Annotated in this window: 18 protein-coding genes, 2 rRNA genes and 1 pseudogene (1 of these 21 only partly in view); 13 read left to right on the top strand and 8 right to left on the bottom strand. The window is 68.3% G+C overall.

Features of this window, described 5'->3' with window-relative positions; all coding sequences use genetic code 11:
* The 5 genes and pseudogenes from QE449_RS06755 to QE449_RS06775 all read left to right on the top strand — a co-directional run.
* Positions 1-1,950 (top strand): 23S ribosomal RNA (locus tag QE449_RS06755); it begins 1,185 nt to the left of the window's first position.
* A gap of 144 nt (positions 1,951-2,094) precedes the next feature.
* Positions 2,095-2,211 (top strand): 5S ribosomal RNA (gene rrf, locus QE449_RS06760).
* A 128-nt stretch (positions 2,212-2,339) separates the two neighbouring features.
* On the top strand, positions 2,340-3,890 hold the full coding sequence (locus tag QE449_RS06765; RefSeq protein WP_027505474.1) for an adenylate/guanylate cyclase domain-containing protein: 1,551 nt from the start codon (positions 2,340-2,342) through the stop codon (positions 3,888-3,890).
* Between the two features lie 31 nt (positions 3,891-3,921).
* Positions 3,922-4,627: pseudogene (nucS, locus tag QE449_RS06770) on the top strand (endonuclease NucS).
* 23 nt (positions 4,628-4,650) lie between these two features.
* Positions 4,651-4,971 (top strand): ATP/GTP-binding protein, encoded by a 321-nt coding sequence (locus tag QE449_RS06775; RefSeq protein WP_307108510.1) that lies wholly within the window; start codon positions 4,651-4,653, stop codon positions 4,969-4,971.
* Positions 4,972-4,974: 3 nt separating this feature from the next.
* On the opposite strand, the gene QE449_RS06780 is transcribed toward QE449_RS06775, so the two are convergent.
* Both QE449_RS06780 and mce read right to left on the bottom strand, forming a co-directional pair.
* A complete protein-coding gene (locus tag QE449_RS06780) occupies positions 4,975-5,943 on the bottom strand; it encodes a hypothetical protein (protein WP_027505477.1) in 969 nt (322 codons plus the stop codon).
* 70 nt (positions 5,944-6,013) lie between these two features.
* The gene (gene mce / locus QE449_RS06785; RefSeq protein ID WP_056448954.1) at positions 6,014-6,490 is read right to left on the bottom strand and encodes a methylmalonyl-CoA epimerase; all 477 of its coding nucleotides are present in this window, start codon (positions 6,488-6,490) and stop codon (positions 6,014-6,016) included.
* Positions 6,491-6,640: 150 nt separating this feature from the next.
* Between mce and QE449_RS06790 the strand changes: the two genes are divergently transcribed.
* Both QE449_RS06790 and QE449_RS06795 read left to right on the top strand, forming a co-directional pair.
* Complete coding sequence (locus QE449_RS06790; protein ID WP_082544701.1) at positions 6,641-7,033, top strand: DUF3817 domain-containing protein; 393 nt, start codon at positions 6,641-6,643, stop codon at positions 7,031-7,033.
* A gap of 69 nt (positions 7,034-7,102) precedes the next feature.
* Positions 7,103-7,984, top strand: coding sequence for a tetratricopeptide repeat protein (locus QE449_RS06795; RefSeq protein WP_222649543.1), 882 nt, complete (start codon positions 7,103-7,105; stop codon positions 7,982-7,984).
* Here QE449_RS06795 and QE449_RS06800 read toward each other — a convergent pair.
* The 3 genes from QE449_RS06800 to QE449_RS06810 are packed head-to-tail and all read right to left on the bottom strand — an operon-like array spanning position 7,981 to position 13,660.
* Positions 7,981-9,444: a metallopeptidase gene (locus QE449_RS06800; RefSeq protein WP_307108511.1), complete on the bottom strand. Its 1,464-nt coding sequence runs from the start codon at positions 9,442-9,444 to the stop codon at positions 7,981-7,983. The two genes, QE449_RS06795 and QE449_RS06800, sit on opposite strands and share 4 nt — an antisense overlap.
* Positions 9,441-11,657: a 1,4-alpha-glucan branching protein GlgB gene (glgB, locus tag QE449_RS06805; protein ID WP_307108512.1), complete on the bottom strand. Its 2,217-nt coding sequence runs from the start codon at positions 11,655-11,657 to the stop codon at positions 9,441-9,443. The genes QE449_RS06800 and glgB overlap by 4 nt, the downstream gene beginning before the upstream one ends.
* Complete coding sequence (locus QE449_RS06810) at positions 11,654-13,660, bottom strand: maltotransferase domain-containing protein (RefSeq protein ID WP_056448945.1); 2,007 nt, start codon at positions 13,658-13,660, stop codon at positions 11,654-11,656. Before QE449_RS06810 ends, glgB begins: the two co-directional genes overlap by 4 nt.
* Positions 13,661-13,898: 238 nt before the next feature.
* Between QE449_RS06810 and glgP the strand changes: the two genes are divergently transcribed.
* Positions 13,899-16,478, top strand: a complete 2,580-nt coding sequence (gene glgP / locus QE449_RS06815; protein WP_307108513.1) for an alpha-glucan family phosphorylase — start codon at positions 13,899-13,901, stop codon at positions 16,476-16,478.
* Positions 16,479-16,496: 18 nt separating this feature from the next.
* Here glgP and QE449_RS06820 read toward each other — a convergent pair whose 3' ends face one another.
* From QE449_RS06820 to QE449_RS06830, 3 genes are read right to left on the bottom strand one after another with little or no spacing between them, the layout of a single operon-like run.
* Entirely contained in the window at positions 16,497-18,554 is a 2,058-nt protein-coding gene (locus tag QE449_RS06820; RefSeq protein ID WP_307108514.1) for an ATP-dependent DNA helicase, read from the bottom strand.
* Between the two features lie 42 nt (positions 18,555-18,596).
* On the bottom strand, positions 18,597-19,151 hold the full coding sequence (locus QE449_RS06825) for an isochorismatase family protein (protein WP_056448937.1): 555 nt from the start codon (positions 19,149-19,151) through the stop codon (positions 18,597-18,599).
* A gap of 2 nt (positions 19,152-19,153) precedes the next feature.
* Entirely contained in the window at positions 19,154-20,443 is a 1,290-nt protein-coding gene (locus QE449_RS06830; protein WP_285185968.1) for a nicotinate phosphoribosyltransferase, read from the bottom strand.
* 60 nt (positions 20,444-20,503) lie between these two features.
* On the opposite strand from QE449_RS06830, the gene clpS reads away from it, so the two are divergent.
* The 5 genes from clpS to QE449_RS06855 all read left to right on the top strand — a co-directional run bounded on the left by clpS (position 20,504) and on the right by QE449_RS06855 (position 24,062).
* Complete coding sequence (clpS, locus tag QE449_RS06835; RefSeq protein WP_027505488.1) at positions 20,504-20,815, top strand: ATP-dependent Clp protease adapter ClpS; 312 nt, start codon at positions 20,504-20,506, stop codon at positions 20,813-20,815.
* A 42-nt stretch (positions 20,816-20,857) separates the two neighbouring features.
* Positions 20,858-21,442, top strand: a complete 585-nt coding sequence (locus tag QE449_RS06840) for a DUF2017 domain-containing protein (protein ID WP_056448931.1) — start codon at positions 20,858-20,860, stop codon at positions 21,440-21,442.
* Positions 21,442-22,500 carry a P1 family peptidase gene (locus QE449_RS06845; RefSeq protein WP_056448996.1) on the top strand — a complete coding sequence of 353 codons (1,059 nt, stop codon included), beginning with the start codon at positions 21,442-21,444 and terminating at the stop codon, positions 22,498-22,500. The genes QE449_RS06840 and QE449_RS06845 overlap by 1 nt, the downstream gene beginning before the upstream one ends.
* Before the next feature lie 67 nt (positions 22,501-22,567).
* On the top strand, positions 22,568-23,212 hold the full coding sequence (locus tag QE449_RS06850; RefSeq protein ID WP_204868616.1) for a rhomboid family intramembrane serine protease: 645 nt from the start codon (positions 22,568-22,570) through the stop codon (positions 23,210-23,212).
* 91 nt (positions 23,213-23,303) lie between these two features.
* Positions 23,304-24,062, top strand: a complete 759-nt coding sequence (locus QE449_RS06855) for a cyclic nucleotide-degrading phosphodiesterase (RefSeq protein ID WP_037185729.1) — start codon at positions 23,304-23,306, stop codon at positions 24,060-24,062.
* Positions 24,063-24,078 lie beyond the last annotated feature (16 nt).

The raw sequence follows: 24,078 nt of genomic DNA on the forward strand, positions 1-24,078 counted from the left end.
AAGAGTGCGTAATAGCTCACTGGTCAAGTGATTTTGCGCCGACAATGTAGCGGGGCTCAAGTACACCGCCGAAGCCGCGGCACTCACACAACAGCCCCCGGTTCCCTTGCGAGGGTTCCGGCAGGTGTGTGGGTGGGTAGGGGAGCGTCGTGTGGCCAGGGAAGCGCCGGAGTGATCCAGGTGTGGAGGCCACGCGAGTGAGAATGCAGGCATGAGTAGCGAAAGACGAGTGAGAAACTCGTCCGCCGAATGATCAAGGGTTCCTGGGCCAGGTTAATCCGCCCAGGGTGAGTCGGGACCTAAGGCGAGGCCGACAGGCGTAGTCGATGGACAACGGGTTGATATTCCCGTACCCGTGTATCCGCGCCCATGATGAATCAGGAGTACTAACCGTCCAGAGCCGCCAGGAGCACCTTCGGGTGCCGGGTGTGGTGATGCACGGGACCTTTCCTGGTAGTAGTCAAGCGATGGGGTGACGCAGGAAGGTAGCTGAGCCAGTCAGTGGTAACACTGGTGTAAGCCTGTAGGGCGAGACCTAGGCAAATCCGGGTCTCACACAGCCTGAGAGGTGATGCATAGCCGAATGAGGCGAATTCAGTGATCCTATGCTGCCGAGAAAAGCCTCTAGCGAGCTGGTACACGGCCCGTACCCCAAACCGACACAGGTGATCAGGTAGAGAATACCAAGGCGATCGAGATAACTATGGTTAAGGAACTCGGCAAAATGCCCCCGTAACTTCGGGAGAAGGGGGACCCCTGCTGGTGATCACTCTTGCAGTGTGAGCTGGTGTGGGTCGCAGAGACCAGTGAGAAGCGACTGTTTACTAAAAACACAGGTCCGTGCGAAGTCGTAAGACGATGTATACGGACTGACGCCTGCCCGGTGCTGGAAGGTTAAGAGGACCGGTTAGTTCCTTCGGGAGCGAAGCTGAGAATTTAAGCCCCAGTAAACGGCGGTGGTAACTATAACCATCCTAAGGTAGCGAAATTCCTTGTCGGGTAAGTTCCGACCTGCACGAATGGCGTAACGACTTCTCAGCTGTCTCAACCATAGACTCGGCGAAATTGCATTACGAGTAAAGATGCTCGTTACGCGCGGCAGGACGAAAAGACCCCGGGACCTTCACTACAGCTTGGTATTGGTGTTCGGTTCGGTTTGTGTAGGATAGGTGGGAGACTGTGAAGCATGCACGCCAGTGTGTGTGGAGTCGTTGTTGAAATACCACTCTGATCGTATTGGATACCTCAACCTCGGACCATGATCTGGTTCAGGGACAGTGCCTGGTGGGTAGTTTAACTGGGGCGGTTGCCTCCCAAAATGTAACGGAGGCGCCCAAAGGTTCCCTCAGCCTGGTTGGCAATCAGGTGTCGAGTGCAAGTGCACAAGGGAGCTTGACTGTGAGACTGACAAGTCGAGCAGGGACGAAAGTCGGGACTAGTGATCCGGCACCGGCAAGTGGAAGCGGTGTCGCTCAACGGATAAAAGGTACCCCGGGGATAACAGGCTGATCTTCCCCAAGAGTCCATATCGACGGGATGGTTTGGCACCTCGATGTCGGCTCGTCGCATCCTGGGGCTGGAGTAGGTCCCAAGGGTTGGGCTGTTCGCCCATTAAAGCGGCACGCGAGCTGGGTTTAGAACGTCGTGAGACAGTTCGGTCTCTATCCGCCGCGCGCGTCAGAAACTTGAGGAAGGCTGTCCCTAGTACGAGAGGACCGGGACGGACGAACCTCTGGTGTGCCAGTTGTTCCACCAGGAGCACCGCTGGTTAGCTACGTTCGGAAGGGATAACCGCTGAAAGCATCTAAGCGGGAAGCCTGTTCCAAGATGAGGTTTCTCACCCCCTCGAGGGGGTAAGGCCCCCGGCAGACCACCGGGTTGATAGGCCAGAACTGGAAGCCCAGCAATGGGTGCAGGTGACTGGTACTAATAGGCCGAGGACTTACCACAAAGAAGCTACGCGTCCACTGTGCAGTATCTGAGACAACACACGAGTTGGTCAGCAGATAACTGAAACCCGCACCACCGATCCCGTCACCAGCAGCACCGGTGACAGGAAACGTGTGTGCCTCGTGCTCTGTTGTTTCACAGAGTTTCGGTGGCCATAGCGGAGGGGAAACGCCCGGACCCATTCCGAACCCGGAAGCTAAGCCCTCCAGCGCCGATGGTACTGCACCCGACAGGGTGTGGGAGAGTAGGACACCGCCGAACAACCCTTCCCAGAAAGCCCCCCGACCACCGGTCGGGGGGCTTTCTGCATTCGCGGGTATCGGTGTCCGGACACAGTCCGATCAAGCAGAGTCCCGTCCTACTCGCGCCGGGATAGTCTCGTATCCACCATGCCGCAGAAACCACGACGCTCGATATCGCCTCTGGGCTCCCCGCTGCTCGGGCACACCGAGGAATCACCGCGTCGCCGGCGTATCCGGGTGCAGATTCTGCTCACCGTCTTCCTGCTGGGCGCCAACGCGATCGGCGCCGTGATCGTGGGTGCACTCATCAGCGTGGTCGTGCCGGGGCCGGACGTCGTCACGCCCCGTGAGTACTGGTGGGTGAACTTCATCCTCATCCCGTGCTACCTCGTGGTCGCGTTCCTCATCGGAGTGGGGTGGGGAACCAAGCGGACCGTCAAGGGACTGCGCTGGGCCATCGAGGACCGCGTGCCCACCCGCAAGGAACAGAAGCGCACGCTGGCGATGCCGTGGCGGCTCACCCGGTTGCAGATCGGTCTCTGGATCGGCGGGCTCGTCATCGTCACGACGGCCGACGGCATCATCGATCCCAACTCCATCCCCAAGGTCGCGTTCACCATCGCGTTCGGTGGTGCGACCGTCTGCGCGTTCAGCTACCTGCTGACGGAGTTCGCTCTGCGCCCGGCGGCGGCGCGTGCTCTCGAGGCCGGCGATCTCCGCCGTATCCGTATCGCCGGGGTGATGGGGCGCTCCATCCTCTCGTGGCTCCTGGGTACCGGCGTCCCAGTGGCGGGACTCATGGTCATCGCCATCGCCTCGTTCATCCGCGATGACACCACCGCCGACCAGTTCGCGGTCGCCATCCTCGCGCTCGGCGGCATCACGTTCCTGTTCGGCTTCGCGCTGACGCTGCTCGGCGGTCTGGCGACGACGGCGCCCATCGACAACGTGCGCTCGGCGATGGTCGAGATCGAACGCGGCAACCTCGACGCACGGGTGTCCGTCTACGACGGCACCGAGCTCGGCGAACTGCAGAGCGGCTTCAACCGCATGGCCGAGGGCCTCGCCGAGCGGGACAAGATCCGGGACCTGTTCGGTCGCCACGTCGGCATGGAGGTCGCCGAGGCCGCGTTGAAGAGCAATCCCGAGCTCGGCGGCGAGGAGCGCGACATCGCCGTCTTCTTCATCGACCTGATCGGATCCACGGAGCTGGCGGCCTCCCAACCCCCGGCGCAGGTGGTGGATCTGTTGAACCGCTTCTTCGACGTGGTGGTCGACGAGGTGGACAAGCATCACGGTTTCGTCAACAAGTTCGAGGGCGATGCGGCGCTCGCCATCTTCGGTGCTCCCGGCGATCTCGACGATCACTGCGGGGAGGCCCTCAGCGCGGCTCGCGCCATCATGCGGCGACTCGAGAACGAGGTCCCGGACTGCCAGGCAGCCATCGGTATCGCGTCCGGGCGAGCCGTCGCGGGCAACATCGGTGCGAAGCAACGATTCGAGTACACGGTCATCGGTGATCCGGTGAACGAGGCGGCTCGGTTGTCCGAGCTCGCCAAGTCTGCGGACGGGCGTCTGGTGGCGTCGGCACGCACGGTGGAGCACGCCCACAATCAGTCGAGTGACGAGTGGTCGTTCGGCAAGAGCGTGACGTTACGGGGGCGGTCGGAGGAGACGCAGCTCGCGACCCCTGCCTGACGGCGGCCCACACGGTCGATAGGGTGGCCCGGTGCGTCTGGTCATTGCTCGGTGTCAGGTCGATTACGTCGGCCGGTTGACGGCCCATCTGCCGTGGGCGAAGCGTCTGCTGCTCGTCAAGTCCGACGGATCGGTGAGCGTCCACGCGGACGATCGGGCGTACAAGCCGCTCAACTGGATGACGCCGCCGTGCTGGCTGGTCGAGAACCCTGCAGAGGCTCTCCCTGCCGACGGCGACGTCGTGCCCGCGGACCGACAGCTGTGGGTCGTGACCAACAAGGCCGGCGAGGAACTGCGCATCACGATCGAGGACATCGAACTCGACAGCAGCCACGAGCTGGGTGTCGATCCGGGTCTGACCAAGGACGGCGTCGAGTCCCATCTGCAGGAACTGCTCGCCGAGCACGTGCACACGCTCGGTGACGGGTACACCCTGGTACGCCGGGAGTACCCGACGGCGATCGGACCCGTGGACCTTCTGTGCCGCGCCGAGGACGGTGCGACGGTCGCGGTGGAGATCAAGCGTCGAGGAGACATCGACGGTGTCGAGCAGCTGACTCGCTATCTCGAACTCCTGAACCGTGATCCACTGCTGGCTCCGGTGCGGGGCTGTGTTCGCGGCCCAGCAGATCAAGCCGCAGGCGAAGACGCTCGCGGAGGATCGCGGGATTCGTTGCCTCACACTGGATTACGACTCGCTCCGCGGAATCGAATCGTCCGCGTTCACGCTCTTCTGACGCGGTCGCCTACCATCGGTCGAGTGCCGAGACGCAACAACCAACGAGCCGGCCGGTCGGGCCGACCGGGGCGACCCGCGCCGACGTTCGGTGACGCCACGGCGCGAGTGGAGCGCGGCCCGTCCTTCGACGGCGACGAGCAGTACGTCGTGCGCCCGATTCCCGGCGCTCGTGCGACCAAGACCTATCGGTGCCCCGGCTGCGACCACGAGATCATGCCCGGTGTGGCGCACGTGGTCGTCTGGCCCGCCGAGAAACTCGGCGGACCCGACGACAGGCGGCACTGGCACACGGGTTGCTGGTCCGGCCGCGGTACCCGCGGGCTCACCCGCAGGTGGTCCTGACTCTCAGGACTGGGTCGAGCTCGACTGGCCGTTCGAGGAGCGCTCGGTCGACGTCTCGGCCGGTGCCTCGTCGAGGAGTGACTCGTCGATCTCGAGATCGTCCGGCGCCAACGGGGCGTCGAGCAGTTCGCTCTCCCGGTTGACCGAGGCGAGCATGGCCGGCACGGAATCGAGTTGGCCGCGGATGCCGAGCAGCTGAGCGAGCACCCGGCCACGCAGGACTCGCAGTTCCTCGGCGAGCTCCTTGGCGTGAGCGATGCGGCGCTCCGACTGCTCGGTGGCGGCCTGGAGGCGACGCTTGGCCTCGGCGGTGGCATCGGCGAGCCGACGATCCGCCTCGGCCTTGGAGTCGGCTTCGAGCTCGTCGACGGCGTTCATCACCTTGGTGCGGCGATCGGCCATCGTGATCTCGAAGTCCTCCTGCACCGCGGCGCGCTTCTTCTCGGCCTCGGCGGCGAGGCGATCACGCTCGGCCTGCGCCTCCTCGACGATGCGGGCGGCGGCTGTGCGTGCCTCGGCCATGGTCTGCTCGTGCTCGGTCTCGAGTGCGGACCGTCGGTCCTTCAGCTCGGCGACCAGGCCCTCGTACTCGCCGCGCATGCGGGTGGCGTCCTGCTCGGCCACGGACACGAGTTCGGCAGCGTCGGCCTCGGCCTTGGCGCGCACCTCGGACGCCTCGTCCGAGGCGAGTCGCAGCATGCGAGAGATGCGATCGCTCATGCCCTCGGCGGTGGTCGGGGGGACCGACAGCCGATCGATGTCCTTACGGAGATCGTCGATCTCGTCGCGGGCGTCCTCGAGCTGGACCGCGAGATCGCGGGCCTGCGCGGCCGCCGCGTCGCGATCGGTCGCGATGACGCGGAGCTCGGCATCGAACCGCTCGAAGTACCGCTGAACCTCGTCCTTGTCGTACCCCTTGCGGACCACGCTGAAGGGCAGGGAGCTGCTACCGCTGACGTTCTCTGGTGCCATGCGGACAACCTACCGTCACGCGCCCCGTTTCGGCCGTCGGGTGCTGATCACGACGGGTTCCGGGGAGGGGTCAGCTCGCGGCGGGCTCGACCAGTTCGACGAGGACGCCGCCGGCATCCTTGGGGTGCACGAAATTGATCCGGGAATCGGCGGTACCGCGGCGGGGAGCGTCGTACAGCAACCGGGCACCACGCTCGCGGAGGAACGCCGCGGTCTTCTCGACGTCGCGGACGCGGAAGGCGAGCTGCTGCAGGCCGGGACCGTTCCGGTCGAGGAACTTGGCGATGGTCGACGTCTCGTCGAGGGGAGCGAGGAGCTGGATCTGCGCGGCGCCGTCGGCGGCACCGGGAACGGAGATCATCGCCTCGACGACACCCTGGCTCTCGTTGACCTCGCGGTGGGTCACCGTCATCCCGAAGTGGTCCCGGTAGAACTCGAGGGCGACGTCGAGGTCGGCCACTGCGATCCCCACGTGGTCGATGGCCGTCACGAGTCCTGCCGTCACCGCGTCCGCGGTCGCCGTCGTGTGCTCGTCGGTGGTCGTCATACTTTGACGTTAGACCTTTTTTCCGGCAGTTCGGGCGTGGTCTGGGTCACAATCGATCGTCGGCATCGCTGGACGACCGCCAACTCTGTGTGGCCAAGGCGACGCCGCCGATGGTCGAGGACCGTTCACCGACTGCGGCAGAATGGACACATGGCCGACAACCAGCTCTCCAGCACCGCACCTGCCGCGTCCTCCACGGTCTCGCAGCCGCCGATCGTGCGGTGGTTCCGCGTCGTGGCGGTCGCGGAAGCCGTCACTTGGGTCGCGCTGCTCATCGGCATGGCCGTCAAGTACGTCCCCGACCCCAACATCGACAGTGGTGTCCGGATCCCGGGCATGCTGCACGGCGCGGTCTTCGTCCTGTACCTCGTGATCACCGTGCTGACCGCCCTCGCGTTGCGGTGGAGCAAGGGCGTCACGGTGCTCGCACTCCTCGCGAGCATCCCGCCCTTCGGCACCATCGTCTTCGAGGTGTGGGCGTCGAGGACCGGACGTCTGGTTCGATCGGCCGGAGCCGCATCGCCGCGGGCCGCGGCGGAGTGACAAAATAACCTCGTGACTCGACCCGGATCTCGCCCACCAGTACGTCCGTCGGCCGCGGCAGCCGCCGCCATGTCCGGCGCGGTCGACCTCTCGGCGCTCAAGGCCAAGGCACAGGCCGCGTCCGCGCCGCCGTCTCCCACCGCCGCCAACGGTCTCGCGGTCTCCGTCACGGTGACGGAGGTGGACTTCGAGGCCGAGGTGTTGGTGCGCTCGAGCCAGGTCCCCGTGATCGTCAATCTGCTGTCGCCGCGCTCCCCGCAGTCGCTGCAGCTGACGCAGTCCCTCGAGGCCCTCGCGGTCGAGGGTGACGGCGCCTGGGTGCTCGCCAACGTCGACGTCGACGTCAATCCGCGCATCGCGCAGGCCTTCGGCGTGCAGGCCGTTCCCACGCTGGTCGCCGTCGCAGCAGGCCAGCCCCTCGCGGATCTGCAGGGCCTGCAGCCCGAGGAGAGCCTGCGTGAGTGGTTGGCGGCCATCGCCCGCGCCGTCGAGGGGAAGCTGACCGGTGTCCCGAACGCCGACGAACCGGCCCCCGAGCCCGAGGACCCGCGCTTCGACGCAGCCGAGGCCGCGCTCGCCGAGGGTGACCTCGCGGGTGCCGAGGCGGCCTTCCAGGAGATCGTCGACGCCGAGCCGGCCAACAAGCAGGCATTGAACGGCGTGCGTCAGGTCCGATTCCTGGCACGCGTCCAGGGGCTGCCGGACGACATCGTCGAGCAGGCCGACGCGGCGCCGGACGACGTCGATCTCGGTCTCCAGGCGGCCGACGCGTTGCTGTATCAGCAGCTGACCGAGGACTCGTTCGCTCGTGTCGTGGAGCTGGTCCGGCGCACGCGTGAGGACGATCGCGCCCGTGCTCGCGCCCGGTTGCTGGAGTTGTTCGAGCTCTTCGACCCGGCGGATCCGCTGGTGGTCACCGCTCGACGCAAGCTGGCGTCCGCCCTCTACTAGGAGTAGCGGCCGTCGCACGCCTCCCGGCCACCCAGCACGCCCCAGCGGAACGCGTCGACGCGCGCGAAGCCGCTGGGGACCGTGCGACCGTCCACGTCACTCGCGGCGAGCCCGTCCGACAACAGACCCGACACCGCCTCGTCGAGGTCGCCCGGTGACAGTGTCACCGTCGACCTCTGCGCCGCGTCCGTGTCGGAGGGACTCAGTGCTGCGGTGACCACTCCCGACAGGCACGCCGACCGGAGCGCGGCTCGGGCGTCCGTCAGGCCCTGGCCGGCCTCGTTCTGCACGGCCAGCACGTACCGGGAGACGAAGAGGACATAGGCGCCGTAGTCACCGGTGACGTCGAGCGGCACGATGTCGTCCTCGCTCACCTCGGTGGGACGTCCGCGATCGGCCAGCGCGTCGACCGAGATACCGATCGTGTTGGTGGAGGGGCAGTAGGAGACCGGTTCGGTGGTGAGCGCGTCCGCGCACCCCGTGTCGGCGCCGGAGTAGTCGACCGTCGGGGGATCCGTGGTGGGCATCACCTGTTCGAACGTCGCGGCGAACTGCTCGAGCGAGTCCTGCGTGACGGGGAGCTCGCCGGTGTCGAGAGGGCTGTCGAACTGTTGGGGAAGGGTCGAGCGCCGCGACTCGACCTCCTTCTCGTCGATGCGCGTGCAGGCCCCGGCGCCGTCGGTGAAGCCGATCTGGGCGGCGGTGACCCGTTCGAACGCGGAGCCGTGCACCGAGTCGGGATCACCGGGGTCGACGTCGCGGACGGCCACGGTGGCCGCGAGGACGTCGTTCAACCCGTCCGAGGTGTTGAGCGTGAAGTGGGTCGAGTCGCCCTCGGCGACATGGCGCATGAAGGCGCCCGCGAAGCAGTCTGCCTGTTGCTCGGCGACGATGGTCGGGTCGTCGTCCCCGACGAGGCCGGACTGCGTCTGCACGGCGTGGCCGTACTCGTGGGCGAGCACCATGACCACCGACATGGGTCCGAAGGCGTCGATCATGGCCGGCATGAGCAGACCACGGTCCCAGCCGATGCTGTCGTCGAGTGAGCAGTATCCGGCGTTTGCGAGTCCGTCCGTCGGTTCGCTGCAGAAGAGCGGACCCTCGCCGGCGTCGGCGGTGGCGTCCCAGGACACCAGCGACCGGACGGGCTGGAAGGATCCGCGGAACAGCGTCGAGTACGTGGTGCGCCAGAACTTCTGGATGTCGTCCACGGCATCCGTCGCGAGCAGGTCGACGTCCGTTCCGGCTGCGCCGTCGACGTCGAGCTGGGCATGGGAGACACCGGGTCTGGGGCCGGACGGGCCGTCCGTGACGGGGAGACCGGCGACGGTGAAGGGGTCGTCGTAGATGGAGACGGGGGAGCCCGTCACCACCGCGCCACACGAGGTGAGCGCAGTGGTGACGGCGAGTGCGAGGAGGCTCGCGGACCAGCCGAACCGGACGCGAGCCCCGCGCATCATCTCTCCAGTCTGAGCCAGATCGCTCCGTAGGGCGGAAGGGCGACCCGAGCGGATGCCGGACGACCGTGCCACGAGTGCTCGGTCGCGGTGACCTCACCGAGGTTGCCCACTCCCGAACCGCCGTAGACCTCCGCGTCGGTGTTGAGGATCTCGACCCATCGGCCCGGCTCGGGTAATCCAACACGATAGTCGCCGTGCGGGGAACCGGAGAAGTTGAACAGGCAGGCCGTGACGGAGCCGTCGTCGCCGAAGCGCAGGAAGCTCAGCACGTTGTTCGCGGTGTCGTTGGCGTCGATCCACGAGAAGCCGCTGGGCGAGCCGTCCTGTGTCCAGAACTCCGGGCCCGCGACGTACGTGCGGTTGAGGTCGCCGACCAGTTGCTGCACACCGCGGTGCAGCGAGCCGCTTCCCTCGTCGCCGATCTCCCACCAGTCGAGACCGCGCTCGTCGGACCACTCGGCCGTCTGGCCGAACTCCTGGCCCATGAACAGCAGTTGCTTGCCGGGATGCGCCCACATGTAGGCGAGCATGCCGCGCAGACCCGCGGCCTTCGCCCAGTCGTCACCCGGCATGCGGGACCAGAGCGTGCCCTTCCCGTGCACGACCTCGTCGTGGCTGATGGGCAGCACGAAGTTCTCGCTCCAGGCGTAGACCAGGGAGAACGTGACCTCGTGGTGGTGGTACGCGCGGTGGATCGGATCGCGCCCGATGTACCCGAGCGTGTCGTGCATCCAGCCCATGTTCCACTTCATGGAGAAGCCGAGGCCGCCCACGCTGGTGGGACGCGTGACGCCGGGCCACGAGGTCGACTCCTCGGCCACGGTGACGACGCCGCGGTGCAGCTTGTGCACGGTCGCGTTCATCTCCTGCAGGAACGCCACGGCCTCGAGATTCTCGCGACCGCCGTAGATGTTGGGGCTCCACCCACCCTCGGGGCGCGAGTAGTCCAGGTAGAGCATCGACGCGACGGCGTCGACGCGGAGCCCGTCGATGTGGAACTCCTCGATCCAGTACAGCGCGTTGGCGACGAGGAAGTTGCGCACCTCGGTACGACCGAAGTCGAAGACGTAGGTGCCCCAGTCCAACTGCTCGCCGCGCTGCGGGTCGCCGTGCTCGTAGAGCGGGGAGCCGTCGAACCGCGCGAGGGCCCAGTCGTCCTTGGGGAAGTGCGCCGGGACCCAGTCGACGATGACACCGATGCCGTCACGGTGCAGGAGGTCGACGAAGGCGCGGAAGTCGTCGGGGGAACCGAAGCGCGACGTCGGTGCGTAGTACGAGGTGACCTGGTATCCCCACGATCCACCGAAGGGGTGTTCGGCGACGGGCAGCAGCTCGACGTGGGTGAAGCCGGTCTCGCGTACGTGAGCCGAGAGCTGTTCCGCCAGTTCGCGATAGTTCAGTCCGGGGCGCCAGGAGGCGAGATGCACCTCGTACACGCTCATCGGCGCCCGGTGCGGTTCCAGCTCGGCGCGGGCGGTGATCCAGTCACTGTCCGACCACTCGTACGACGACTGGTTCACGACCGACGCCGTCGACGGCGGGACCTCGGTGGCGAAGGCCATCGGGTCGGCCTTGTCCTTCACCGAGCCGTCCTTGCCGTGCACCCGGAACTTGTACAGCGTGCCGGCGCCTATGTCGGGGACGAACAGCTCCCACACACCGGTGGTGCCGAGCACGCGCATCGGCCAGGTCTGTCCGCCCCAGCCGTCGAACTCGCCGACGACGGTGACGCCGACGGCGCCCGGGGCCCACACCGCGAACGAGGTGCCGTTCACAGGTCCGTCGGGCGTGGTGTAGCCCTGCAGATGCGCTCCGAGGATGTCCCAGAGTCGTTCGTGGCGCCCCTCTCCGAAGAGATGGAGATCGAGCTCGCCGAGGGTCGGCAGGAAGCGGTAGCCGTCGGCGACGGTCACCTGGTGACCGCCCGGGTACTCGACGCGGAGCCGGTAGTCCGCGAGGTCCTCCACCGGCACCAGGGCCGAGAACACGCCGTGCGCGACGTGCGTGAGCTCGTGGTCCTTTCCACCGATGACCGCGGTGACGCTGAGAGCGTTGGGACGCAATGCCCGGATGGCGGTGCCGCCCGGTATGGGGTGCGCGCCGAGAACGGAGTGGGGGTCGTGGTGCTGCCCTCGGGCGAGCAGCGAGAGGTCGTGATCACCGGGAGCGGCGAGGGTGTCCGTGCTCGCGCCGGGGGTGGTGCGTTCCGTCATGAGATCTCCTTCCGGAAGGCGAGTTCGGTGCGGGCGGGGAACGGGACGGGCGGCAGCGCCAGGATGTGGGCGACCGACCGCCACGGCTCGAGCTTGACGTAGTTGGCCTGGCCCCACTGGAACTGCTGACCGCTCACCTCGTCGGTGACCGTCAGGTGCTCCTGCCAGTCGCGGCCGATCTGCGGCATGTCGAGCCAGACGGTGCCTTCCTCGGCGCCGAACGGGTTCAGGTTGATCACGACCAGCACCGCGTCACCGGTCACCGCGTCGAACTTCGAGTAGGCGATGATCGCGTCGTTGTCGACGTGGTGGAAGTGGATGTTGCGCAACTGCTGCAACGCCGGGTGCGCCTTGCGGACGGCGTTGAGCATGGTCAACCACGGCTCGAGCGATTCGCCGCGAGCCCGTGCGCCCTCGAAGTCGCGGGGGCGCAACTCGAATTTCTCTGTGTCGAGGTACTCCTCGCTGCCCTCGCGCACCGGAACGTGTTCGTAGAGTTCGTATCCCGAGTACACGCCCCACGTGGGGGACAGGGTGGCGGCGAGAGCGGCACGCAGCGCGAACATGCCGGGGCCGCCCTTCTGCAGGCTCTCGTGGAGGATGTCCGGCGTGTTGACGAACAGGTTGGGTCGACCCAGATCGGCCTTGGCGGCGATCTCCTGTCCGAACTCCGTGAGCTCCCACTTGGCCGTGCGCCACGTGAAGTACGTGTAGGACTGCGTGAAACCGCGTCGCGCGAGACCGTAGAGCCGCGCGGGACGCGTGAACGCCTCGGCGAGGAAGAGCACGTCGGGGTGCGTCTTCTTGACCTCGGCGATGAGCCACTCCCAGAAGTCCGGTGGCTTGGTGTGCGGGTTGTCGACCCGGAAGATCTTGACTCCCTGGCTGATCCAGAACTTGACGACGCGCAGCACCTCCGCGTAGATGCCCTTGCGATCGTTGTCGAAGTTGACCGGGTAGATGTCCTGGTACTTCTTGGGCGGGTTCTCCGCGTAGGCGATGGTGCCGTCGGGGAGCACGGTGAACCAGTCGGGATGTGCGGCGGCCCAGGGGTGGTCCGGGGCGCACTGCAGGGCGAGGTCCAGGGCGATCTCGAGGCCGAGCTTGCGCGCGGCCGTGACGAGTGCGCGGAACTCCTTGACCGTCCCCAGCTCGGGATGCACCGCGTCGTGGCCGCCCTCGGACGAGCCGATGGCCCACGGCGAGCCCACGTCGGTGGGTCCCGGAGTCAGAGTGTTGTTGCGGCCCTTGCGATTCACCTTGCCGATCGGATGGATCGGCGGGAAGTAGACGACGTCGAAGCCCATGGCCGCCACGCGGGGGAGCGCGCCGATGGTGGTCTCGAACGTGCCGTGGCGAGGAGTGCCGTCCTCGTTCCAGCCGCCCGTGGAGCGGGGGAAGAGCTCGTACCACGAGCCGACGAGTGCCTCGCGGCGGTCGACCCAGACGTTGATCGCCTCGCCGCGCGTCACCAGCTCGCGCAGCGGCGTCTCGTGCAGGATCTCGCGCACCTCGGGCGTGAACGCCGGTGCGACGCGTGACGGCAGCGGTGCGTCGCTCCGCAGCGCCGTCACGACGTTCTCGAGCAGTGGCTTCTCCGAGCGACCGACGTTCTTCGCGGCGCGTTCGAACAGGCGTGCGCCGGTCTCGAGATCGTTGGCCAGTTCGGCCGGCCCCTGGCCCACGCCGAGTTTCGCCTCGACCGCATGCATCCAGGTGGCGATCGGATCACCCCAGCCCTCGATGCGGGCGATCCAGAAGCCTTCGGCGTCGGGAGTGAACACACCGTGGAAGATGTCCGGCTGCTCGCCGGGGACCATCGGGATGTGGACCGACTTGCCCTGGCCGGGCCCGCGAACCGCCAACGTCGCGTTGACAGCGTCGTGCCCCTCGCGCCACACCGCGGCCGTGATCGGGAATGTCTCTCCCACAACGGCCTTGGCGGGATACTTACCGGACGATGTGTTGGGTAGTACGTCGTCGATGCCGATACGGCCTGTCACCGAAGCCCCTTTTCTGCTGGTTGTCGCAGTTCTGTCGATGTCGGGTTGTCGGGCTGAGCTCGAAGTCAACCGTAGACGAGATGCCCCGGTCTTTCTCGAAACCGACCGAGAGCACCGACGCGACCTGCGGACGAGGCACGCGGCAGTCTCGGACGCCACCGGGAGAAGTACCCGAACGGCTCCTCGGCAAACGCGGAACCACGGTGCGCGGCGGTCGCCGGCAGTAGTCTTCGGAATCGTGAAAGCACTCCGCAGATTCACCGTCCGCGCGCAGCTCCCGGCCCGACTCTCCGGACTCGCCGAACTGTCCGTCAACCTGCGATGGTCGTGGCATCCGCCGACCCTGGAGCTGTTCGAGAGCATCGATCCGGACCTGTGGGTCAGTGGTGACCGCGATCCGGTGCGCATCCTCGGCGAGGTGCGCTCGTCCCGCCTCGAGGACCTGGCGAACGACGACGCGTTCGTGCAGCGCGTGGATGATCTCGTCGCCGATCTGCACCTCTACCTGGCGCAACCCCGATGGTTCCAGCATCAGGTCGACTCCGGTGCGGATCTGCCGGTGGGCATCGCGTACTTCTCGATGGAGTTCGGCGTCTCCGAGGTGCTGCCCAACTACTCCGGTGGTCTCGGCATCCTCGCCGGCGATCACCTCAAGGCCGCGTCCGATCTGGGGTTGCCCCTCATCGGCGTGGGCCTGCTGTACCGCTCCGGGTACTTCCGCCAGTCGCTGACGGCCGACGGCTGGCAGGCCGAGCGGTATCCGTCCCTCGACCCGCAGGGTCTGCCGCTGCGACTGCTCACCGACGGGTCCGATTCCCCGGTGCTCGTCCACGTCGCGATGCCGGGCGACCGCGTGCTGCGCGCGCGTATCTGGATCGCCCAGGTCGGACGCATCCCGCTGCTGCTGCTGGACTCCGACATCGCCGACAACGATCCCGAGCTGCGCGGCGTGACCGATCGCCTCTACGGCGGCGATCAGGACCACCGGGTGAAGCAGGAGATCCTGGCCGGGGTCGGCGGCGTCCGCGCCGTGCGCGCCTACACCGAGTACCACTCGCTTCCCGCGCCCAGCGTCTTCCACATGAACGAGGGCCACGCCGGCTTCCTCGGTCTCGAGCGCATCCGTGAACTGCACGCGGGCGGGCTGGACTTCGATTCCGCGCTCGCCGCGGTGCGAGCGTCCACCGTCTTCACGACGCACACTCCCGTGCCCGCCGGTATCGACCGCTTCCCCGCGGATCTGGTGCGCCTCTACTTCGGAGACGGCACGGCGGAGTCGTCGCTGCTGCCCGGCATCGAGATGGAACGCATCCTCGAACTCGGCCGCGAGAGCGACCCCGCGGTGTTCAACATGGCCCACATGGGGCTGCGGTCGGCGCAGCGCGCGAACGGAGTCTCCACGCTCCACGGCATCGTCAGTCGCGGCATGTTCGACGAACTCTGGCCCGGATTCGACGCGTCCGACGTCCCCATCGGCTCGGTCACCAACGGCGTGCACGCACCGACGTGGGCGTCGCAGCGGTGGCTCGACCTCGCGGCGCGCACGGTGGGAACCCGCACGATGGAGGAGGCGCAGGGCTGGGAGCAGCTGGCCGAGGTCTCCGCATCGGACCTGTGGGAGACGCGTTCGGCGCTGCGGTCCGATCTGGTCGCGGAAGTGCGCCGCCGCGTGCGCCACTCGGCCCTCGAGCGCGGGTCCACCGACGCCGAACTCGCGTGGACGGACGACGTGTTCGACCCGTCGGTGCTCACGGTCGGATTCGCGCGCCGTGTCCCCACCTACAAGCGACTGACGTTGATGCTGCGGCAACCGGAGCGCCTGCGCGCCATGCTGCTCGATCCGGTCCGCCCGGTACAGCTGGTGGTGGCGGGCAAGTCGCACCCCGCGGACGACGGTGGCAAGGCCCTGATCCAGCAGATCGTGCGATTCGCCGATCAGCACGACGTGCGGCACCGCATCGTCTTCCTGCCCGACTACGACATGTCGATGGCCCGCTACCTCTACTGGGGATGCGACGTCTGGCTCAACAACCCGTTGCGGCCGCTCGAGGCGTGCGGCACCTCGGGCATGAAGTCCGCTCTCAACGGCGGACTGAACCTCTCCATCCGGGACGGATGGTGGGACGAGATGTACGACGGGGAGAACGGCTGGGCCATTCCCACCGCCGACGGCGTCGTCGACGAGAACCGCCGCGACGATCTCGAGGCCGCGGCGCTGTACGAGTTGCTCGAGAAGTCGGTGCTCCCCAAGTTCTACGACCGGGGCGACGACGGGTTGCCGGCGCGCTGGGTCGAGATGGTGCGGCACACCCTCACGGTCACGGGCCCGAAGGTGTTGGCGTCCAGGATGGTTCGCGACTACACGCAGCAGTACTACGGTCCCGCCACCCGGGCGGGTGCGGCGGCGATCTCCGACGACTACGCCGGTGCGAAGGCCATGGCCGACTATCGGCGCCGCGTCGATGCGGCGTGGCCCGCGGTCACGGTGACCGACGTCGAGGCGGACGGGCTGCCGGACACCCCGGTGCTGGGTTCGACACTCACCCTGTCCGCGACGGTGGGGCTCGGCGGACTCGGCCCGTCGGACGTGTCCGTGCAGGCCGTGTTCGGCCACGTCGATCAGGACGAGCAGCTCGGCGACGTCGTGACGGTCCCGATGCTGCACCAGGGATCGGCCGCGGGCGGCGAGCGGTTCCTCGCCGACACGACGCTGCCGCTCTCCGGGTCGGTCGGATACACGGTGCGGGTCCTGCCGCACCATCCGCTGCTCGCGGGAGACGCCGAGCTCGGTCGGGTCGCGGGTCCGTCCCCGATGTAGGTCCCTGCGGGTCCAGGTTCAGGTATGGGTGGCGGTGAGGCGCGTCAGCGCCTTGCGCACGATCTCCGGGTCCGTCGTCTCCCAGAACGGTGGGAGCGACGCCCGGAGGTAGCCGCCGTATCGCGCCGTGGCCAGTCGGGAGTCGAGCACGGCGACGACGCCCTTGTCGTCGACGCTGCGGAGCAGTCGGCCGACACCCTGGGCCAGCAGTAGCGCCGCGTGGTTCGCGGCGACGGCGAGGAACCCGTTGCCTCCGCGCGACTCGACGGCGCGCTGCCGCGCCACCAGCAGCGGATCGTCGGGTCGCGGGAACGGTATGCGGTCGACGATCACGAGGGTCAGTGACCGACCGGGGACGTCGACGCCCTGCCACAGGGAGAGCGTGCCGAACAGTGACGTGGCCTCGTCCTGCGCGAAGCGCTCGACCAGGGCGCCGGTGGCGTCGTCGCCCTGGCACAGCACGGGGGTGTCCAGCCGTTCGCGCATCTCGGCCGCCGCGGCCTTCGCCGCCCGCATCGACGAGAACAGGCCCAGAGTGCGGCCACCCGCGGCGCGCACGAGCCCCGCTATCTCGTCGAGCTGACTCGGCGACGTACCGTCGCGCCCCGGTGCGGTGAGGTGCTTGGCGATGTAGAGGATGCCGGCCCTGCCGTGGTCGAACGGCGATCCCACGTCGAGCGAGTTCCACCGGAACGTGTCCGCGTCGGACGGTGCCTCGGTGCCGGTCGCGAGGGCCGCGTCGACGCGGGTGGGGTTGGCGGCCGGCAGACCCCAGTTGACGGCGAGACCGTCGAACGAGCCGCCCACGGTGAGCGTCGCGGAGGTGAGGACCACGGTCGACTCCGCGAACAGCCGGGTCCGGAGCAGTCCGCCGACGGACAGCGGTGCCACCCGGACCACCCGCTTCACGACGCCGCGGAACTCGTCGACGGCCAACCACACCACGTCCCGCCGCTTCGCGGGATCGCTCTCCTCGTACGTCTCGAGAATGCGCACCGCGGTGTCGTGCACGTCGTCGATGGCGGCGAGAGCCGCGGTCCGCGCGGCCGCCGCGTCGGGGTCCGCGGCGGCGCCGCCCTGCTTGGCCGGCCCGATGGCCGTGCGCACGGCCCACGCGGCGTCGCGGATGCTCGCGATCGTCTGGGACGCGCCGGGGGGCAACTCCTCCCAGCGTCCGCCCTCGAGTTCGTCGAGCAACGCGGCGAAACCCTCTGCGGCGCCGGCCAGTCGGTCGAGGATCTCGTCCTCCACGAGCTTCCCGCAGCGACGCATGGCGGCGCCGACCGCGGTCGCGGACATCTCCGCCGTCGCCGCGGACGTCACACGGTCCACGAGCTCGTGCGCCTCGTCCACCACGACGACGTCGTGTTCGGGCAGCACCGAGATGCCGGTGATGGCGTCGATGGCGAGCATCGCGTGATTGGTGACCACGACGTCGGCGCGCGCCGCATCCACCCGGGCGAGCTCGGCGAAGCAGTCCTCGCCGTAGGGGCAGCGCGACTTCCCCAGACACTCGCGGGAGGTCACGCTCATCTGCCGCCAGGCCTGATCGGACACGCCCGGGTTCAGCTCGTCGCGGTCACCGGTCTCGGTGTCCGAGGACCACTCGGTGATGCGCTTGACCTCACGGCCGAGCCGCGACACGGCGAAGGCGTCGAACAGCTCCTCCTCGGGAGCGTCGGACGGGGCGCCGTGCAGTTTGTTGAGGCACAGGTAGTTGCCGCGGCCCTTGAGGATCGCGAATGTCGGTTCGTGCGCGAGGGCCGTGGTGAGAGCCTTCGACAGACGCGGCAGGTCGCGGTCGACCAGCTGACGCTGCAGCGCGATGGTCGCGGTGGACACGACGACGGTCTTCCCCGACGTCACCGCGTGCCGCAGCGACGGAACCAGGTAGGCGAGCGACTTGCCGGTGCCGGTGCCCGCCTGCACCGCGAGGTGCTCGCCGGTGTCGATGCTGTGCGCGACGGCCGAGGCCATGGTGAGCTGGGCCGTGCGCTCGGTGCCGCCGAGCGCCGTCACCGCGGTGCTGAGCAGACTCGGAACGGTGGGCAACTCGGACTTCGACTTCGGCGGCACCGTGCGAGGTTACGCCGGTGTGCCGACGCGTCGGGCTCTCGGTCAGCGGTCGGCGTGTACACCCTCGTCGGCGAGTTCGGCGAGAACTGCCGGCACCGTCGTGGGGCTCACCGCGGCGCAGTAGTCCAGCAGCACCGTCGTCTCGAAGCCGGCGCGCGCGGCGTCGCGGGCCGTGGCGCGGACGCAGTGATCGGTGGCCAGGCCGACGACGTGGACGGCGTCGATGTTCCGAGCGCGGAGCCACTCCGCGAGGCCTGTGCCGGACTCGTCGGCACCCTCGAAACCGGAGTAGGCCGCGTCGTACTCGCCCTTCGAGAAGACTGCCTCGATCGGGGTGAGGTCGAGATCGGGGTGGAAGTCGCAGCCGGGTGTGCCGACGACGCAGTGCCGCGGCCAGCTGTCGACGTAGTCCGGGGTCTCGGAGAAGTGGGCGCCGGGGTCGATGTGGTGATCACGTGTCGCGACGACGGCGTCGTAGCTCGCGCCGGCGACGAGCGTGCTGACGGCGGCGGCGACTCGCGCCCCGCCTTCGACGGCCAGCGAGCCGCCCTCACAGAAATCGTTCTGGACGTCGACGACGACGAGTGCGGTGGCCACGGTCAGGAGAATACCGTCGGCACGGCCGGATCTCCCTGGGACAGACCGAGTCCCTCCCAGGGCAGTGATCGCAGGCCCTCCGCGACCAGCGTGCGTGCGTCCTCCACCGTGGCGGTGTGCACGATCTCGCCGCCGCGCACCATGGGTACGGACAGCTCCCGCACCGTGTACGGATCGGTCGCGGGCAACGGCGCGCCGGCCTTCGTCACCAGCTCCTCGACGACGGTGCCCGTGCTGCGGGCCAGGCGGACGGCGCGCTTGCGTCCACCGCGCGACTCCTTGTGCGAACTGCGCTTGGCCACGGGGATGCCGTCGACCTCGACCAGTTTGTAGACCATGCCGGCGGTCGGTGCGCCCGATCCCGTGACGACGGACGTGCCGACGCCGTAGGTGTCCACGGGCTCGGCCCGCAGCGAGGCGATGGCGTACTCGTCCAGATCGCCCGAGACGACGATGCGGGTGCGCGTGGCGCCGAGGTCGTCGAGCTGCCGACGGACCTGCCGCGCCAGGACACCGAGATCGCCCGAGTCGATGCGCACGCCGCCGAGCTCGGGCCCGGCGACCTCGATGGCCGTCGCGACGCCGGCGGTGATGTCGTACGTGTCCACCAACAGCGTGGTGCCCACACCGAGGGCGGCGATCTGCGAGCGGAACGCCGCGGCCTCGTCCGGCCCGTCGACGCCCGTGTGCAGCAGCGTGAAGGCGTGCGCACTGGTTCCGGCGCCCGGAATGCCGTGGCGGCGGACCGCTTCGAGGTTGGACGTGGCCGCGAAACCGCAGATGTACGCGACGCGCGACGAGGCCACCGCCGCTTCCTCGTGGGCGCGTCGAGAGCCCATCTCGATGAGCGGCCGGCCGTCGGACGCGGAGACCATGCGGGTGGCCGCGGCGGCGATGGCGCTGTCGTGGTTGTAGATCGACAGTGCGAGCGTCTCGAGGATCACGCACTCGGCGAAGGTGCCGCGCACGGACAGGACGGGGGAGCCGGGGAAGAACAGTTCGCCCTCGCGGTAACCGTCGATGTCTCCGCCGAACCGGTAGTTCCGGAGCCAGTCGAGGGTGTCCGCCTCGAGGAACGACAACGACGCGAGTTCGTCCTCGCCGAAGCGGAAGTCGCGAAGAGCATCGAGGAAGCGGCCCGTGCCCGCGACGACGCCGTACCGCCGCCCGTCGGGAAGCCGCCGGGCGAACACCTCGAAGGTGCAGGCGCGATGCGCCGAACCGTCGCGGAGGGCGGCCGACAGCATGGTCAGCTCGTACTGATCGGTGAACAGCGCAGTGGAGGTCACCACTGCACCCTAGAGCGGTCACCGTGTCACGGGGCGACCGATGTACGCCGTATCCTGGGCGCCATGGCTTCGGATCTCACCGCGACACTTCCGCAGGCCACGCCCGACGAGGCTGTGGAGGTGTCCGAGGACACCGCGACGGACACACCCTGGGTCACCATCGTCTGGGACGACCCGGTCAACCTGATGCACTACGTCACCTACGTCTTCCAGAAGCTGTTCGGCTACAGCAAGGACAAGGCGACGGAGCTGATGATGCAGGTGCACTCGGAAGGCAAGGCGGTCGTCTCGAGCGGGCCCCGCGACAAGATGGAGATCGACGTGCAGAAGCTGCACGCGGCGGGCCTGTGGGCCACCATGCAGCACGACGTCTGACTCTCGAACACTCGTCTCACCCACTCTGGAAGGACCGTCGTCGTGCGCATGTGGACCCGGAAGAACGCGCTGGGCGGCGTCAAGTTCAAGTCGGAGATGGACGGCCGCGAGGTGGCCGTCCTGCGGTCGCTCGTCGAGTCGGTGGTGGGGCTGCTGGAGCGACGGGGCGCCGAGGCGCCGACCGACGACCTGGCCGAGCTCACCGGCATGCGATCCGGCAACACCTCCGCTCCCGAGGACCCCACGCTCGCGCGGTTGCTTCCCGATTTCCACCGGCCCGAGGGCGCAGACACGGCCGAGTCCGACGCGCTCGCCGAGCAGGCCGACCTCAACGGCGCCCTCCGCAGCCTGTACGAGCCGGACATCATCGACATCAAGCGCGCCGCAGGCGCGACCATCCTGTCGACGCTGCCGAACGGCGGCGGCAAGATCGTTCTCACCCGCGAGCAGGCCGACTCCTGGCTGACCGGGCTGAACGACGTCCGGCTGGCCCTCGGCACCACCCTCGGCATCGACGCGGACACCCCCGACCAACTCGAGGAGGACGATCCGCGAGCACCGCACCTGGACGTCTACCACTGGCTCACCTGGATGCAGGACTCGCTGGTCCAGGTACTCATGCCGTGATGCGCGACCTGCTGTCGGACGTCGCCGGACTGACCGTCGGACACCACCACGTGCTGGATCCCGAGGTCACGCTGTCCGACGAGCACCACGACGGCGTCGGACGCGCGACCGGCTGCACCGTCGTCATGACGGACGCGCCGGTCACCGCGGCCGTCGATGTCCGCGGCGGCGGGCCGGGTACCCGCGAGACCGACCTGCTGGATCCGTCCCACGCCGTGCAGCAGATCGACGCGGTGCTGCTGACAGGCGGTTCCGCCTACGGTCTCGCGGCGGCGGACGGAGTCATGCGCCACCTCGAGGAGCATCGGCGCGGCGTGCGGATGGGCCGAGACGACCGTGTCGTCCCGATCGTGCCGGGCGCCGTGATCTTCGATCTACCGATGGGGGACTGGTCCGTGCGACCGGACGCGGAGTTCGGACGAGCAGCTGCGGCAACCGCGTCCGCCGACTTCGCGCTCGGATGCGTCGGCGCGGGGACGGGCGCACGCGCCGGGCTCCTGAAAGGCGGCGTCGGCAGCGCGTCGACACGGATCGAGACCGGCGCCGCGGCGGGTCTGGTGGTCAGCGCGTTGATGGTCGTCAATCCCGTCGGATCGGTCTTCGACCCCGCGACGGGTGTCCTGTGGAGTGCGGCGTCCGTCCCGGAGGTGGGCCTGCGAACCCCGAGTGCGGACGACGTGCGGGCGGCCGCCGAGCTCGCGCCGAAGGACACCTCCCTCAACACGACCATCGGCGTCGTCGCCACGGACGCGCAGCTCACCGAGTCGGAGTGCCGGCGGGTGGCCGTCGCCGCACACGACGGGCTCGCACGCGCGATCCGACCGGCCCACTCGCCGCTGGACGGCGACACGATCTTCGCCATCGCGACGGGACGGGCGGCTGCCCGCCCCGCCGAGGTGGACATGCCGATGATGATGCCCGATCTGGCCGTGCTCGACGGAGTGTGCGCGGCGGTCGCCCCGGTGGTCGAGCGCGCCATCGCGCGGGCGATCCTCGCCGCGACGGCGGTGGCCGGGGTTCCCGCCTATCGGGACGTGTTCCCGAGTTCCGGCGCGTGAGCCCGACCCGCACTCTCGAGTATCGTCGAAACCGGACATCACCTCTCGCCTCACGATCGGGAACGCCATGACCCTCGGAACCTCCGGCGCGCAGCCGGCCACGCAGCCGCGACGCTCGCGCTGGGCGAGCGCCGCCATGGTGATCGGTGGCTTCGTCGCCGTTCTGTACGTCATCGAGGCGGTGGACGTGGCGTCCGGTCTCGCCCTCGACCGGCACGGCATCGGCCCCCGATCGGTCGACGGTCTCCAGGGCGTCGCCTTCGCCCCTCTGCTCCACCACGGGTGGGACCACCTGTTCGCCAACACCGTTCCGCTGCTGGTGTTGGGATTCGTGCTGATGCTCTCGGGCATCGCGCGCGGTCTGGCCGTCACCGCGGTGGTGTGGATCGTGGGTGGGCTGGGCACCTGGCTGACGGGCGAGACCGCGTCCCTGCACGTCGGCGCCTCGATCATCGTGTTCGGGTGGTTGTCCTACCTCATCGTGCGCGGCGTCTTCGCCCGCGATCTCGGGCAGTTGCTCGTCGGGGTCCTGGTGCTGCTCGTCTACGGCAGCGCGTTGTGGGGGGTGCTCCCGACGCAGGAGGACGTGTCGTGGCAGGGCCACCTGTTCGGCGCACTCGCGGGAGTGCTGGCGGCCTGGATGTTCGCCGGTGCCGCACGCCGGGAACGCGCCGCGCGCACGCTCCCGCCGTCGCCCACACTGCACCGGTGACAGGAGCCGTGCGCACCCTTCGGACATCTCACGACACGGTGTGTCGCCGAACTCTCTCGGACCTCTCACCGCGCGTGGCAGCATGACACCCATGCGTCTCACGGTTCTGGGTTGTTCGGGCAGTGTCTCGGGTCCGGACTCGCCGGCATCGGGATATCTCATCGAGGCGCCAGACACCGCCCCGCTCGTCATGGACTTCGGCCCCGGTGTTCTCGGTGCCCTGCAGAAGTACGTGAACCCCGCCGACGTGCACGTGCTGCTGTCGCACCTGCACGCCGATCACTGCCTCGACGTCCCCGGACTGCTGGTCTGGCGCCGGTACGGCCCCACTGCGGTGGAGGGCCGTGCCGTGGTCCTCGGGCCGTCGGACATGGCGTTCCGTCTGGGCGTGGCGTCCGCGGAGAGCGGTGGCCGGATCGACGACATGTCGGACACCCTCGATCTGCGGTACCTCCGAGACGGTTCCGTGGTGACGTTCGGTGCGCTGACCATCGAGCCGCGACGCGTGTACCACCCGCCGGAGTCCTACGGCATGCGCATCACCACCGAGAGTGGAACCGTCCTGGCCTACACCGGGGACACCGGAATGTGCGACGCGGTGGTTGAACTGTCGACCGGGGCCGACGTGCTCCTGGCCGAGGCGTCGTGGACACACGCCGCGGATCGCCCTCAGGGCGTACACCTCTCGGGTACCGAGGCCGGCCGGCTGGCGGCCATGGCGGAGGTCTCGGAACTGCTGCTCACCCACATCCCGCCGTGGACGTCACGCGAGGACGTCGTCGCGGAGGCGAAGGCCGAGTTCGGTGGTCCGGTGCATGCCGTCTCACCCGGCTACGTCGTCGAGGTCTGACCGCTCGCACGTCCCT

This window comes from Rhodococcus sp. SORGH_AS_0303, assembly GCF_030819335.1.
Taxonomy (GTDB): domain Bacteria; phylum Actinomycetota; class Actinomycetes; order Mycobacteriales; family Mycobacteriaceae; genus Rhodococcoides.

Bases quoted from the DNA above. Each gene is read 5' to 3' on its own strand.
- QE449_RS06765 (WP_027505474.1), top strand. From the start codon at position 2,340: ATGCCGCAGAAACCACGACGCTCGATATCGCCTCTGGGCTCCCCGCTG.
- QE449_RS06780 (WP_027505477.1), bottom strand. From the start codon at position 5,943: ATGGCACCAGAGAACGTCAGCGGTAGCAGCTCCCTGCCCTTCAGCGTG.
- mce (WP_056448954.1), bottom strand. From the start codon at position 6,490: ATGACGACCACCGACGAGCACACGACGGCGACCGCGGACGCGGTGACG.
- QE449_RS06790 (WP_082544701.1), top strand. From the start codon at position 6,641: ATGGCCGACAACCAGCTCTCCAGCACCGCACCTGCCGCGTCCTCCACG.
- QE449_RS06795 (WP_222649543.1), top strand. From the start codon at position 7,103: ATGTCCGGCGCGGTCGACCTCTCGGCGCTCAAGGCCAAGGCACAGGCC.
- QE449_RS06800 (WP_307108511.1), bottom strand. From the start codon at position 9,444: ATGATGCGCGGGGCTCGCGTCCGGTTCGGCTGGTCCGCGAGCCTCCTC.
- glgB (WP_307108512.1), bottom strand. From the start codon at position 11,657: ATGACGGAACGCACCACCCCCGGCGCGAGCACGGACACCCTCGCCGCT.
- clpS (WP_027505488.1), top strand. From the start codon at position 20,504: ATGGCTTCGGATCTCACCGCGACACTTCCGCAGGCCACGCCCGACGAG.
- QE449_RS06845 (WP_056448996.1), top strand. From the start codon at position 21,442: ATGCGCGACCTGCTGTCGGACGTCGCCGGACTGACCGTCGGACACCAC.
- QE449_RS06850 (WP_204868616.1), top strand. From the start codon at position 22,568: ATGACCCTCGGAACCTCCGGCGCGCAGCCGGCCACGCAGCCGCGACGC.
- QE449_RS06855 (WP_037185729.1), top strand. From the start codon at position 23,304: ATGCGTCTCACGGTTCTGGGTTGTTCGGGCAGTGTCTCGGGTCCGGAC.